At 60.8% G+C, this 13,545-nt stretch carries 11 protein-coding genes and 1 tRNA gene; 10 read left to right on the top strand and 2 right to left on the bottom strand.

Annotated features, from left to right (window positions below; all coding sequences use genetic code 11):
* Positions 1–17: 17 nt before the first annotated feature.
* The 6 genes from infB to BMY68_RS21210 all read left to right on the top strand — a co-directional run bounded on the left by infB (position 18) and on the right by BMY68_RS21210 (position 6,933).
* Entirely contained in the window at positions 18–2,531 is a 2,514-nt protein-coding gene (gene infB, locus BMY68_RS21235; RefSeq protein WP_007920879.1) for a translation initiation factor IF-2, read from the top strand.
* Positions 2,532–2,690: 159 nt separating this feature from the next.
* Positions 2,691–3,086: a 30S ribosome-binding factor RbfA gene (gene rbfA / locus BMY68_RS21230; RefSeq protein ID WP_007920881.1), complete on the top strand. Its 396-nt coding sequence runs from the start codon at positions 2,691–2,693 to the stop codon at positions 3,084–3,086.
* 3 nt (positions 3,087–3,089) lie between these two features.
* Positions 3,090–4,007 carry a tRNA pseudouridine(55) synthase TruB gene (truB, locus tag BMY68_RS21225; protein WP_007920884.1) on the top strand — a complete coding sequence of 306 codons (918 nt, stop codon included), beginning with the start codon at positions 3,090–3,092 and terminating at the stop codon, positions 4,005–4,007.
* A 141-nt stretch (positions 4,008–4,148) separates the two neighbouring features.
* Entirely contained in the window at positions 4,149–4,418 is a 270-nt protein-coding gene (gene rpsO, locus BMY68_RS21220) for a 30S ribosomal protein S15 (RefSeq protein WP_009042128.1), read from the top strand.
* 196 nt (positions 4,419–4,614) lie between these two features.
* Positions 4,615–6,720: a polyribonucleotide nucleotidyltransferase gene (gene pnp, locus BMY68_RS21215; RefSeq protein ID WP_009042129.1), complete on the top strand. Its 2,106-nt coding sequence runs from the start codon at positions 4,615–4,617 to the stop codon at positions 6,718–6,720.
* 137 nt (positions 6,721–6,857) lie between these two features.
* Positions 6,858–6,933: transfer RNA gene (locus tag BMY68_RS21210), tRNA-Thr, on the top strand.
* Positions 6,934–7,004: 71 nt separating this feature from the next.
* Here the strand turns inward: BMY68_RS21210 and BMY68_RS21205 are convergent.
* Positions 7,005–7,901 carry a hypothetical protein gene (locus tag BMY68_RS21205; RefSeq protein ID WP_085529807.1) on the bottom strand — a complete coding sequence of 299 codons (897 nt, stop codon included), beginning with the start codon at positions 7,899–7,901 and terminating at the stop codon, positions 7,005–7,007.
* A 338-nt stretch (positions 7,902–8,239) separates the two neighbouring features.
* Between BMY68_RS21205 and BMY68_RS21200 the strand changes: the two genes are divergently transcribed.
* Positions 8,240–8,536: a DUF6388 family protein gene (locus BMY68_RS21200; RefSeq protein ID WP_037005092.1), complete on the top strand. Its 297-nt coding sequence runs from the start codon at positions 8,240–8,242 to the stop codon at positions 8,534–8,536.
* Between the two features lie 66 nt (positions 8,537–8,602).
* Here BMY68_RS21200 and nadC read toward each other — a convergent pair whose 3' ends face one another.
* The gene (nadC, locus tag BMY68_RS21195) at positions 8,603–9,451 is read right to left on the bottom strand and encodes a carboxylating nicotinate-nucleotide diphosphorylase (protein ID WP_009042132.1); all 849 of its coding nucleotides are present in this window, start codon (positions 9,449–9,451) and stop codon (positions 8,603–8,605) included.
* 342 nt (positions 9,452–9,793) lie between these two features.
* Here nadC and BMY68_RS21190 point away from each other — a divergent pair, with 342 nt between their 5' ends.
* From BMY68_RS21190 to ampE, 3 genes are all read left to right on the top strand, one after another.
* Positions 9,794–11,998, top strand: a complete 2,205-nt coding sequence (locus BMY68_RS21190) for a DUF1631 domain-containing protein (protein ID WP_085529808.1) — start codon at positions 9,794–9,796, stop codon at positions 11,996–11,998.
* A gap of 62 nt (positions 11,999–12,060) precedes the next feature.
* Entirely contained in the window at positions 12,061–12,621 is a 561-nt protein-coding gene (ampD, locus tag BMY68_RS21185; RefSeq protein ID WP_007922273.1) for a 1,6-anhydro-N-acetylmuramyl-L-alanine amidase AmpD, read from the top strand.
* Positions 12,618–13,454 (top strand): regulatory signaling modulator protein AmpE, encoded by an 837-nt coding sequence (gene ampE / locus BMY68_RS21180; protein ID WP_085529809.1) that lies wholly within the window; start codon positions 12,618–12,620, stop codon positions 13,452–13,454. The genes ampD and ampE overlap by 4 nt, the downstream gene beginning before the upstream one ends.
* Positions 13,455–13,545: the final 91 nt, after the last annotated feature.

Here is a 13,545-nt window from a genome sequence, read left to right as displayed (position 1 = left end):
CCTGAGGAGAGAAGTGCATGACGCAAGTCACGGTGAAACAACTGGCCGATGAGGTCAAAACACCGGTAGAGCGCCTGTTGCAGCAGATGCGTGAGGCAGGTCTGCCGCACACCGCCGCCGAGGAACATGTGACCGACAGTGAGAAGCAATCGTTGCTGACTCACTTGAAGAGCAGCCACAAGGCGAAAGTGGAAGAACCGCGCAAGATCACGTTGCAGCGTAAAACCACCAGCACCCTGCGTGTGGCCGGCAGCAAAAGCATCAGCGTTGAAGTACGCAAGAAGAAAGTCTTCGTACAGCGCAGCCCGGAAGAAATCGAAGCCGAGCGCCAGCGTGAACTGGAAGAACGTCGCGCAGTAGAAAATGCTGCACGTCAGAAGGCTGAAGAAGAAGCCAAGCGTCGCGCCGAAGAAGAAGCGCGTCGCCAGCCTGCTGCTGCGCAACCTGCTGCCGTTGAAGCGGTTGCCGCGCCTGCGGTGGTTGCCGAGCCGATTGTTGAAGATGTCCCTGTTGTCGCTCCAGCGCCGGTCGCTGAAGTGCGCAAGAAGGACGAGCAGCGTCGCCCGGACAAGAGCCGTAACGACGACAACCGTCGTGGTGGCGATGGCGAGCGTAAAAACGCTCCGCATCGTGCTTCCGTCAAGGAAAAGGCTCCGGCTCCACGCGTTGCCCCACGTACCACCGACGAAGAAAGCGATGGCTTCCGTCGTGGTGGTCGCGGCAAGGCCAAGCTGAAGAAACGCAACGCTCACGGCTTCCAGAGCCCAACCGGCCCGGTCGTGCGTGAAGTGAAGATCGGCGAAACCATCACTGTTGGCGATCTCGCCCAGCAGATGTCGGTCAAGGCTGCCGAAATCATCAAGTTCATGTTCAAGCTGGGCACACCGGCCACCATCAACCAGGTACTGGACCAGGAAACTGCCCAGCTGGTTGCTGAAGAACTGGGCCACAAAGTGACCCTGATCAGCGACACCGCCCTGGAAGATTCCCTGGCCGAGTCCCTGAAGTTCGAAGGTGAAGCGGTTCCTCGTGCGCCAGTCGTGACCGTAATGGGTCACGTTGACCATGGTAAGACCTCGCTGCTCGACTATATCCGTCGTGCCAAGGTAGCGGCTGGCGAAGCCGGCGGCATCACCCAGCACATCGGTGCGTACCACGTTGAAACCGAACGCGGCATGGTCACCTTCCTCGATACCCCGGGTCACGCCGCGTTTACCGCCATGCGTGCTCGTGGTGCCAAGGCGACCGACATCGTGATCCTGGTGGTTGCAGCGGACGACGGCGTGATGCCGCAAACCGTTGAAGCCGTTCAGCACGCTCAGGCGGCTGGCGTACCTCTGGTGGTCGCGGTGAACAAGATCGACAAGCCGGGTGCCGACCTCGATCGCATCCGTAGCGAACTGTCGGTTCACGGCGTGACTTCCGAAGACTGGGGTGGCGATACTCCATTCGTTCCGGTTTCCGCGAAGATGGGTACCGGCGTCGACGAATTGCTCGAAGCCGTACTGCTGCAGGCCGAAGTGCTCGAACTGACCGCCACTCCTTCGGCTCCTGGCCGTGGTGTCGTGGTTGAATCGCGTCTCGACAAGGGCCGTGGCCCGGTGGCGACCGTACTGGTTCAGGACGGTACCCTGCGTCAAGGCGACATGGTGCTGGTCGGCTCGAACTATGGCCGCGTGCGCGCCATGCTCGACGAGAACGGCAAGCCGATCAAGGAAGCAGGTCCGGCCATTCCGGTCGAGATCCTCGGCCTGGACGGTACCCCGGACGCTGGCGACGAGATGAGCGTGGTTGCCGACGAGAAGAAAGCCCGTGAAGTGGCTCTGTTCCGTCAAGGCAAGTTCCGCGAAGTCAAACTGGCTCGCGCTCACGCCGGCAAGCTGGAAAACATCTTCGAAAGCATGGGCCAGGAAGAGAAGAAGACGCTCAACATCGTCCTCAAATCCGATGTCCGTGGTTCGCTGGAAGCCCTGCAAGGCGCTCTGAACGGCCTGGGCAACGACGAAGTGCAAGTGCGCGTAGTCGGCGGCGGCGTCGGTGGTATCACCGAAAGCGACGCCAACCTGGCCCTGGCTTCCAACGCTGTACTGTTCGGCTTCAACGTGCGTGCCGATGCCGGCGCTCGCAAGATCGTCGAGCAGGAAGGTCTGGATATGCGTTATTACAACGTGATCTACGACATCATCGAAGACGTCAAGAAAGCCCTGACCGGTATGCTGGGCAGCGACGTTCGGGAGAACATCCTGGGTGTTGCCGAGGTTCGTGACGTGTTCCGTTCGCCGAAGTTTGGCGCGATCGCCGGTTGCATGGTGATCGAGGGTGTCGTTCACCGTAACCGTCCAATCCGTGTACTGCGTGAAGACATCGTTATCTTCGAAGGCGAGCTGGAATCCCTGCGCCGCTTCAAGGATGACGCTTCCGAAGTGCGTGCCGGCATGGAATGCGGTATCGGCGTGAAGAGCTACAACGACGTCAAAGTCGGCGACAAGATCGAAGTCTTCGAGAAGGTTCAGGTTGCTCGCAGCCTCTAACTCGCGCACTTCAAGAGCCATGATGGCCAGTTGCATGCAAATGCACGGCGCATCGTCCGGACTCTAAACGCAACGCCCGGTCTGGCTTCTGTCAGGCCGGGCGTTTGCCGCTTTCAGACCTTGCGGGTTTCACCGTGAGGCAGCAACAGGTAACAAGACATGGCAAAAGAATACAGCCGCACCCAACGTATCGGCGACCAGATGCAGCGTGAGCTCGCTCAGCTGATCCGTCGTGAAGTCAAAGATCCGCGCGTCGGCCTGGTCACCATCACCGCCGTTGAAGTCAGCCGTGACGTCGGTCACGCCAAGATTTTCATCACCGTGATGGGCCAGGACAACGCTGACGATATCGCTCAGAGCATCAAGGTGCTCAATTCGGCCGCCGGCTTCCTACGCATGCAGCTGGCTCGCGAGATGAAGTTGCGCAGCGTTCCACAACTGCACTTCCACTACGACGAAAGCGTCGTGCGGGGTGCGCATCTGTCGGCCCTGATCGAGCGCGCCGTGGCCGAAGACAGCCAGCACGCCGCTACACCCGAAGACGCCAAGGAGTAAGCGGTGGCTCAGGTCAAGCGTATCCGTCGTAACGTCAGCGGTATCATCCTGCTCGACAAGCCGCTGGGGTTCACCTCCAACGCGGCGCTGCAGAAAGTCCGCTGGTTGCTCAACGCCGAGAAGGCCGGGCATACCGGCAGTCTCGATCCCCTGGCTACCGGCGTGTTGCCGTTGTGCTTTGGCGAGGCGACCAAGTTCTCGCAATACCTGCTCGATTCCGACAAGGGTTACGAAACCCTGATGCAGTTGGGCAAGACCACCACCACGGCTGATGCTGAGGGTGAAGTCCTGCAGACTCGCGAAGTGACCGTTGGTCGCGCCGATATTGAAGCGGTGCTGCCGGAATTTCGTGGGCAAATCAGCCAGATACCACCGATGTACTCGGCCCTCAAGCGTGATGGCCAGCCACTTTACAAGCTGGCTCGTGCAGGCGAAGTGGTGGAGCGCGAAGCGCGTTCTGTTACTATTGCGCGCTTGGAATTACTGGCCTTTGAAGGCGATACTGCGCGGCTAGCGGTGGACTGCAGCAAAGGCACCTATATCCGCACCCTGGTGGAGGATATCGGTGAGAAGCTGGGTTGTGGTGCATACGTCGCGGAACTGCGTCGCACCCAGGCCGGCCCTTTCAGTCTGGCCCAGACCGTCACGCTGGAAGAGCTTGAAGCGGTACATGCCGAAGGCGGTAACGAAGCGGTGGATCGCTTCCTGATGCCATCGGACAGCGGCCTGCTGGATTGGCCGCTGCTGCAGTTCTCCGAGCACAGCGCGTTCTACTGGCTCAACGGCCAGCCGGTACGGGCTCCCGATGCACCGAAGTTCGGCATGGTGCGGGTACAGGATCATAACGGTCGCTTTATCGGTATCGGTGAAGTGAGCGAAGACGGGCGCATCGCGCCGCGTCGACTGATTCGGTCGGAATGACCGGAAACCAGCCTGTGTAATAGCAGGCTGGAGAGGGTGGCTGTTAACAGGCACGGTCACAGCTCATTTATAGATACGGGGATTTGTCCCTGGCCTGTTGGTGGCGTTTCTCGGAACGTTGCCTTTTGAGAGGAAAGCCAAATGGCACTCAGCGTTGAAGAAAAAGCTCAAATCGTAACCGACTACCAGCAAGCTGTTGGTGACACTGGTTCGCCAGAAGTGCAAGTTGCACTGCTGACCGCCAACATCAACAAACTGCAAGGTCACTTCAAGGCCAACGGTAAAGACCACCACTCCCGTCGTGGTCTGATCCGCATGGTTAACCAGCGTCGTAAGCTGCTGGACTACCTGAAAGGCAAAGACCTGAGCCGTTACAGCGCTCTGATCGGTCGCCTGGGTCTGCGTCGCTAATCAGCGATTGCGCTAGAGGTTGGTTGTTTGCCGTGCGTCAGTGGGTTTCCCGCAGGCGCATGGCAGGCTCCCAGCCTCAAGTTTTATCTGGACCGTAGTTTTACCTGGACAATAAAGGCCGGGCCGATTCCCGGGATTGCCCAAGAATTTCGCAAGAAACCAGTTCCCCCAAGAGCCACAAAGAAGGTAGGACACCGTGAACCCGGTAATCAAAAAATTCCAGTTCGGTCAGTCGACCGTTACCCTCGAGACTGGCCGTATCGCCCGTCAGGCCTCCGGCGCAGTATTGGTCACCGTTGACGACGACGTCAGCGTATTGGTGACCGTGGTTGGCGCCAAGCAAGCCGATCCAGGCAAGGGTTTCTTCCCTCTGTCTGTTCACTACCAGGAAAAGACTTACGCTGCCGGTAAGATCCCTGGCGGTTTCTTCAAGCGTGAAGGCCGTCCTTCCGAGAAAGAAACCCTGACCTCGCGTCTGATCGACCGCCCGATCCGCCCTCTGTTCCCAGAAGGCTTCATGAACGAAGTGCAGGTTGTCTGCACCGTGGTTTCCACCAGCAAGAAGACCGATCCGGACATCGCTGCGATGATCGGTACCTCGGCTGCGCTGGCGATTTCCGGCATTCCTTTCGATGGTCCGATCGGTGCTGCCCGCGTTGCTTTCCATGAAAGCACGGGCTACCTGCTGAACCCGACTTACGAGCAGCTGGCTGCCTCGAGCCTGGACATGGTCGTAGCCGGTACCGAAGAAGCGGTACTGATGGTTGAATCGGAAGCCAAAGAGCTGACCGAAGACCAGATGCTGGGCGCCGTACTGTTCGCCCACGACGAATTCCAGGCCGTTATCCAGGCTGTCAAAGAGCTGGCTGCCGAAGCCGCCAAGCCGACCTGGGATTGGGCTCCAGCTCCAGAAGCCACCGACCTGCTGGGCGCTATCCGCTCCGAGTTCGGCGAAGCGATCTCCCAGGCTTACACCATCACCGTCAAGGCCGACCGTTATGCACGCCTGGGCGAGCTGAAAGACCAGGTCGTCGCCAAGCTGTCCGGCGAAGAAGGCCAGCCTTCCGCTGCCGATGTCAAAGCCGCTTTCGGTGAAATCGAATACCGCACCGTTCGCGAAAACATCGTCAACGGCAAGCCACGTATCGACGGCCGCGACACCCGCACCGTACGTCCGCTGAACATCGAAGTCGGCGTTCTGCCGAAGACCCACGGTTCGGCCCTGTTCACCCGTGGCGAGACTCAGGCCCTGGTCGTCGCGACCCTGGGTACCGCCCGTGACGCACAGCTGCTGGACACCCTGGAAGGCGAGAAGAAAGACCCCTTCATGCTGCACTACAACTTCCCTCCGTTCTCGGTGGGCGAGTGTGGTCGCATGGGTGGCGCTGGTCGTCGTGAAATCGGTCACGGCCGTCTGGCCCGTCGTTCGGTCCAGGCCATGCTGCCAGCCGCCGACGTGTTCCCCTACACCATCCGCGTGGTATCGGAAATCACCGAGTCCAACGGTTCCAGCTCCATGGCTTCCGTGTGCGGTGCCTCCCTGGCACTGATGGACGCTGGCGTGCCGATGAAGGCGCCGGTTGCCGGTATCGCCATGGGCCTGGTTAAAGAAGGCGAGAAATTCGCCGTCCTGACCGACATCCTGGGTGACGAAGACCACCTGGGCGACATGGACTTCAAGGTGGCCGGTACCGCCAAAGGCGTCACCGCGCTGCAGATGGACATCAAGATCAAGGGCATCACCGAAGAAATCATGGAGATCGCCCTGGGCCAGGCCCTGGAAGCTCGCCTGAACATCCTCGGCCAGATGAACCAGATCATTGGCCAGTCGCGTACCGAACTGTCGGCCAATGCTCCGACCATGATCGCGATGAAGATCGACACCGACAAAATCCGTGATGTCATCGGTAAAGGCGGCGCGACCATCCGTGCGATCTGCGAAGAGACCAAGGCTTCGATCGACATCGAAGACGACGGCTCGATCAAGATCTTCGGCGAAACCAAGGAAGCCGCAGAAGCTGCGCGTCAGCGCGTTCTGGGTATCACTGCGGAAGCCGAGATCGGTAAGATCTACGTTGGCAAGGTTGAGCGCATCGTCGACTTCGGCGCATTCGTCAACATCCTGCCTGGCAAGGACGGTCTGGTTCACATCTCCATGCTGAGCGATGCTCGCGTCGAGAAAGTGACCGACATCCTGAAAGAAGGTCAGGAAGTGGAAGTGCTGGTGCTGGACGTGGACAACCGCGGCCGTATCAAACTGTCCATCAAAGATGTGGCAGCAGCCAAGGCTTCGGGCGTTTAAGACCCCTGACGCTGTAAGCTGAACAAGCAAACGCCCCGACTGGTTCGGGGCGTTTTGCTATCTGCCGTTTGGGCTTTGCTCCCTGCCGGGCGGGTGACATGGCAAAACCCCGGTCCCGGTGCTAGGTTTAGCCCAGCGCCCGTGTAGCTCAGCCGGTAGAGCAGCGCACTCGTAACGCGAAGGTCGCAGGTTCGATTCCTGTCTCGGGCACCAGTTGGCAGTTCAAGACGTATAAACAACAAAGCCCGCATCGAGCGGGCTTTGTCGTGTTTACTGGCCTTGAATCACTTCACCTTGCTTCTCAGATCCTCGAGGCTGCGTTTGAGTTGGTCCAGATTCTGGCCCTGATTGCTGACCTCGCTCTTGAGGCTGGACAGCTCGCTGGAGCTCGAACTGGAGCTTGAACTGCTGCCGCGCTTGAGGTCATCGATCTGACTCGCCAGCTTATCCAGGGTGCTGGCTTGAGTGCTGACCGTGCCCTTGAGGCTGGACAGCTCGCTGGAGCTCGAACTGGAGCTTGAGCTGCTGCCGCGCTTGAGCTCCTCGATCTGCTTGCCGAGCTTGTCCAATTCACTGGCCTGGCTACTGACCGTGCTCTTGAGGCTGTTCAGCTCGCTGGAGCTCGAACTGGAGCTTGAGCTGTTGCCACGCTTGAGCTCCTCGATCTGTTTGCCGAGCTTGTCCAGTTCGCTGGCCTGATCGCTGGTAACGCGCTTGAGGTTGTTCACTTCACTGGTGCTCGAACTGGAGCTTGTGCCGCTGTTGCGCTTGAACTCTTCAAGCTGGGTTTCCAGTTTCTTCAGCTGATTGGCTTGCTCGCCGGTGGTTTTCTTGAGGTTGCTCACCTCGCTGGCAGTGGAGCTGGAGCTGCTGCCGGTGTTGCGTTTGAGCTCTTCGATCAGGCGCGCCTGGCTGTTGACGACGTCCTTGAGCTTTTCCAGCTCGACGCTGCTGCTCTTGAGGCCATCCTGCAGCTTTTGCAGGTCGTCCACGGTGAAGCCGCTGGGGCGCACGGTGTACTTGAGGTCTACTTCCTGGTGCAGGGCCGAGATCCTGTCCGAGTACGAGGCGCTGCTGGAGTTGAATTCGACGGCCTGGGCGGGGAGTGACAGGCTGCTGAGGATCAGGGTAGAGAGGCTGGTGGCGAGGAAGGCGGACGAACGCTGAGTGCGGCTGAACATCACTGGGTTTCCTTGTGAAGTGCCGATATGGCACATCGCTATGACTGCGTTCCTGCCTTCTTGTTCCAGGGGCAAGAAGGTTGCTCGGGGAGAGGAATGTAACAACGTATTTTTCGTGAAAGTGCCTTGAGCGAACGGACAGGTTTTTTGTCGGTGCGCTGTAAGGATTCGTATGCATCCGCAGACAAAGGCCCTATATTCGCAGCCTGTCTGAATGGTTTTCAGATGATCCCGAATGGTTCACGGCCAGATAAATCGGCTTTCACAGCGTTTTTTTGCGGCAAAGAGATCCCAACGATCCAGATCCATCTTCCATTCCCATGATCAGAGAGAACGAGATGATTCCTAAAGAAGCCAGAATTGACGTAGCCCTTGAAAAGTACCTGGCTGCCACGCCTTCCTTGCAGGAAGAAATCAGCGCCCTGAGCCCGCAGGAGCAGAAGCAGCAGGCCCAGTGGGCGTTCGAGGACGAAGCGGAGTCGCGCGGCATCGAGCCGTGGGAGCTTGTGCTGGAATTGATCGCCGAGTCGCCCGAGGAACTCAAGGCCATGCGGCTGGAGGTCCACCAGGAAGTCGCTGAGGCCCTGGGCATGGACCTTCAGGACTACCTGGAACTCAACGAAATCGACGACTGATGCAAAAACGCCAGCCTTTCAGGGGCTGGCGTTTTTCTTTGGGGTACTGCGCAAAGCTTTTGAAAATCAGAGGCTCAAGCGCATCGACAGGTCGACCGCCTTCACATCCTTGGTCATCGCCCCGATCGAAATGTAATCGACGCCGGTTTCGGCGATCGGGCGCAAGGTGCTTTCATTGATCCCGCCGCTGGCTTCCAGCTTGGCCTTGCCGGCATTCAGGCGAACCGCTTCACGCATGTCATCCAGGCTCAACTCGTCGAGCATGATGATGTCCGCGCCCGCCGCCAGGGCTTCCTTGAGTTCTTCCAGGCTTTCCACTTCGACTTCCACCGGCTTGCCCGGGGCGATCTTGTGGGCGGCGCTGATCGCCTGGGCGATACCGCCGCACGCGGCAATATGGTTTTCCTTGATCAGGAAGGCGTCGTACAGGCCGATGCGGTGGTTGTGGCAGCCACCGCAGGTCACCGCGTACTTCTGCGCCAGGCGCAGCCCTGGCAGGGTCTTGCGGGTATCCAGCAACTTGACCTGGGTATCGGCGACGAAGTCGGCGTAATACTGCGCGCGGGTGGCCACGCCGGATAGCAACTGCAGGAAGTTCAAGGCGCAACGTTCGCCGCTGAGCAGCGAACGGGCCGGACCTTCGAGGTGGAACAGCGCTTGGTTGGGGCTGACGCGCTCGCCGTCACGCACCTGCCAATGCACGGCGACCCGCGGGTCGAGCTGGCGGAACACCGCGTCGACCCAGGCCGTGCCACTGACGATCGCCGCTTCGCGGGTAATGATGGTGGCTTTGGCCAGGCGTTCGGCCGGGATCAGTTGCGCGGTGATATCGCCGCTGCCGATGTCTTCCAGCAACGCACGGCGCACGTTGGCTTCGATTTCGGCGGTCAGGTCGGCGAGGCGTAGATTCGGCATAGCGGGCTCCACAAACAAAGTGGCCCGATTATAGGGCCATGGCGCAAGCGAACCCAAGGCGGCGCCCCTCCAGTAACTGCATTTGGTCGCCTGGCATGAGCCGTTTGCGAGAAAGGGCGGTCGCTATATGAGCGCTATTTCAAAGCCCGCGCAGAGTCTGCTGGCACAAGAAGGGGCTTTTGCCAGATAATCCGACTTCTAATTGACGTCATAGCTTTGACGTTTGCCTGGCTCCCCACTATTTGAAATGCAGCGGTGCGTATCGATGCCCGCTGGGACTCGACTGTGAGCGTCGACCGACCTTTTCTTGCGTGGCAGAGAAAAACCTTTCAGGAGGCTTGGATGCACAACGACGGGAATGTAGTGCCTTTGCACAAGGCTGCTACGGATCAGGCGACCGCTTCGCCACTCGCCCGCCTGCCTGTGATTCTGCTTCAGGTCCGTGACAAGGCCGCCCAGCAACTGCGCCATGGCCTGCAGGAACTGTTCGATAACGCCGACGACACCTTGTTCGAGATGGCCGACCGGGCCCAGAACAATGTCGACCAGAACACCTTTTTCGAAGCCATGCGCGACCTGCGCCTGAAACGCAAAAGCATCGAGCGCGGCTTCCTGGAAAAACTCTTCGAGGCCTTTGTCGACCTGGTCCAGTACGACCCCGCGCCGGCGATCGCCCAGGCCGTCGCCTACGTCCCACCCGCTGACACCTGCCAGGATGACCTGGAGCGCACCGTGGCCCTCGAGGCGATGGTCGCCAAGGCGGGCAATCGTGACGGTTTTGCCCTTGGCCAGCTCACCGCGCGCCTGAGCGCGCTGCTGGGCAAGCACCTGGACGACCGCAGCAACCCCTTGGGCCCGGCCATGCTCTGCGAGTATTTCCTCGAGTCCGGGCGCAGCCTGGGGGTGGAGATCAAGGTCAAGCTGATCATTCTCAAACTGTTCGAACGTTATGTGCTCAGCGAAGCCGACCAGCTGTACGCCGAAGCCAATCAGCTGTTGGCCGCCACGGGCGTGTTGCCGGAGCTCAAGCCCGCGCCGGCGCGCCGGTCTATCGACCAGGCGGCCGCGAGTATCCAGGCCACGCCGGAGCCCGGCGTGGCGCAGATGGACGAAAGCGTTCAGCAAGTGTTCTCCGCCTTGCAGGAGCTGCTGTTGCATGTCCGCGGCAGCGTGGTACCGACCCTCGAGGCGAGCGCCGAAACCCAGCCCATTTCCACCCGTGACCTGCTGCGCCTGCTGTCTCACCTGCAGCACTACGTGCCGGCCAGCGCCCAGGACGATTTCGACCTGCGCAACCAGCTGGAACAGCTGTTGACCCGGGTCAGCGTAAAGAGCGGCAAGTCGCGGGTGGTCGGAGTGGCCGACGAGGATGTGATCAATCTGGTGGCCATGCTCTTCGAATTCATCCTGGCCGATCGCAACCTGCCGGAGTCCTTGAAGACCCTGATCGGCCGCTTGCAGATCCCCATGCTCAAGGTCGCGGTGCTGGACAAGAGTTTCTTCAGCCGCAGCAGCCATCCCGCGCGCCGCCTGCTCAATGAAATCGCCGCGGCGGCCATGGGCTGGGGCAGTTGCGACGATTATCAGCGCGACAGCCTGTACCTGCGTATCGAGCAGGTGGTGCAGCGGTTGTTGAGCGACTTCGTCGACGACCCGGCGATCTTTTCCGAGCTGCTCGCCGAGTTTCTCGCCTTCACCAGTGACGAGCGGCGTCGTAGCGAGCTGCTGGAACAGCGCACCCGTGACGCCGAAGAGGGCCGGGCCAAGGCTGAACTGGCGCGCCGTCGCGTCGAGCAGGCGTTGAACGAGGGGTTGCTGGGCAAGGTCCTGCCGCTGACGGTCGTCGAGCTCGTGCAACAGGCCTGGAGCAAGGTCTTGCTGCTGACCTGTCTCAAGCATGGCGAGCAGTCCAGCGAATGGCGCCAGGGGCTGCAGACCATGGAGCAACTGATCTGGAGCGTGCAGCGTCACACCGATCCGGATGCCGCCATGCAACTGCTGGCGCTGGTGCCCGACCTGCTCAAGGCGCTGCGCGACGGCTTGAACAGCGCGGCGTTCGATCCATTCGCCACCAGCGAGTTCTTCAGCCAGTTGGAAGCCTTGCACCTGCAAGCGTTCGAGCACTTTGCTCAGAACGCCGGGCAGCATCGGCCGGGCGTGGCGGACGAGCAGCCGGCGATGGTCGCGGTCGAGGAACACATCGTCCTGCCCAGCGCTGAAGAGGGCCCGCTGGAGGCCGCGCCCCTGGCGCTGGCGGCCAACGATCCCGGCTTGCTGCGGGTCGAACAGCTGCGGCTGGGGGCCTGGGTTGAATTTCTCGAGGACGAGGACAACAGCGTGCGCTGCAAGCTGGCGGCCATCGTGCAACCCGGCGACAAGTACATCTTCGTCAACCGCACCGGCATGAAGGTCCTGGAGCGCACCCGGGTCGGCCTGGCCCTGGAGTTTCAGCGCGGGGCCGTGCGTGAGCTGGACGACACCTTGCTGTTCGATCGGGCGCTGGAATCGGTGATCGGCAGTTTGCAGCGACTCAATCGCGGCAAGTGATCGCAACCTGGGCGTGGAACGCGGCATACTGAGCCGTCACAGGCTTCGTTGAAGGAATCGGTATGCAGTTGGACCCCGCAAGCGGCTGGTGTCACGGCGTTCGCCATTGCCCGTCACCCAATTTCAACGCACGCCCCGCGGATGAAATTTCCCTGCTGGTGATCCACAACATCAGCTTGCCGCCGGCCCAGTTCGCGACGGGCAAAGTGCAGGAATTCTTCCAGAACCGTCTCGATGTCACAGAGCACCCCTATTTTGCCGGGATCGCCGACCTGCGCGTGTCCGCGCATTTTTTGATCGAACGTGACGGAACCGTGACTCAGTTTGTCTCCTGTCTGGACCGCGCCTGGCACGCTGGCGTGTCGTGGTTCGACGGGCGCGAAAGCTGCAATGATTTTTCCCTGGGGATCGAACTGGAAGGCACCGACGAGCTGCCATTCACCGATGCCCAGTACGACGCGCTGATTGCCTTGACCCGGCAGTTGCAGCAGGCCTTCAAGGCCATCACCCCACAGCGGATTTGTGGGCACAGCGATATCGCTCCGGGGCGCAAGACCGATCCGGGGCCCGGATTCGACTGGGTACGCTATCGCGCGGCCCTGAACGAAGGGGAAGGACAATGAGTTTTCTGGTGTTGTTGCTGGCGGTCTGGATCGAGAAGTTCTCGGCCTTGCGCCAGCGCGTTCAGCATGACGAGCCGTGGCTGCGCCAATTGCTTGGGCAGGAGGCCAGCCCGCGTCTGGCCAAGCATCCCTGGTGGGTGCTGGCGCTGCTGGTGCTGTTGCCGGCAATGCTGCTGGGGTTGCTGTTGCTGGTCCTGGAGCCGCTGGCCTACGGCCTGCTGGCGTTGCCGGTGCATCTGCTGGTGGTGATCTACAGCCTGGGGCGGGGCGACCTGCTGGGCGAACTCGGACCTTTCCGCGATGCCTGGCGCCGTGAAGACCTGCAAGCCGCGGCGCATGTCGCCAAGCGCGACCTGGATATCTGCGCCGACAGTGGCGAACAGTTGCTCGAGCGGGTTCAGGGGCATCTGCTGTGGCAGGCCTACCAGAGCTTTTTCGCGGTGATCTTCTGGTACTTCCTGCTGGGCCCGGTGGCCGCATTGAGCTATCGCCTGCTGGCGCTGGCCGCCGAGCACAGCAAGAACCCGGCGGTCGCCGAGCGCGCCGGGCAGCTGCGGCATGCCTTCGACTGGTTGCCGGTACGCCTGCTGGCGGCCAGCTTCGCCCTGGTGGGCAACTTCGTCGCGGTCAGCCGCGTAATGCTCCACGAGCTGCTGAACTGGAACATCAGCGCCGCGCAGCTGGTGGAAAAGGTCGGCCTGGTCGCCGCGGAAATCCCCACGCCGATCACCGGGCCGGACGGCATTGTCAGCCTGGACCGGATCTGGGAGCTGTTGCTGCGGGCCGCGGTGCTCTGGTACGCCGGTTTCGCCCTGTGGACTGTGCTGCCCTGACGACGAGCAGCGACTGAGCGCTGGCGAGTCCCGGTCTCGCCAGCGCAACTGAAGCCTTCCATCCGTCCGCTGTCCCCGCGGTTAACCTTAA

Source organism: Pseudomonas sp. NFACC41-3 (genome assembly GCF_900109505.1).
Lineage (GTDB): Bacteria > Pseudomonadota > Gammaproteobacteria > Pseudomonadales > Pseudomonadaceae > Aquipseudomonas > Aquipseudomonas chlororaphis.
This window is presented reverse-complemented; position numbering and strand designations above follow the sequence as displayed.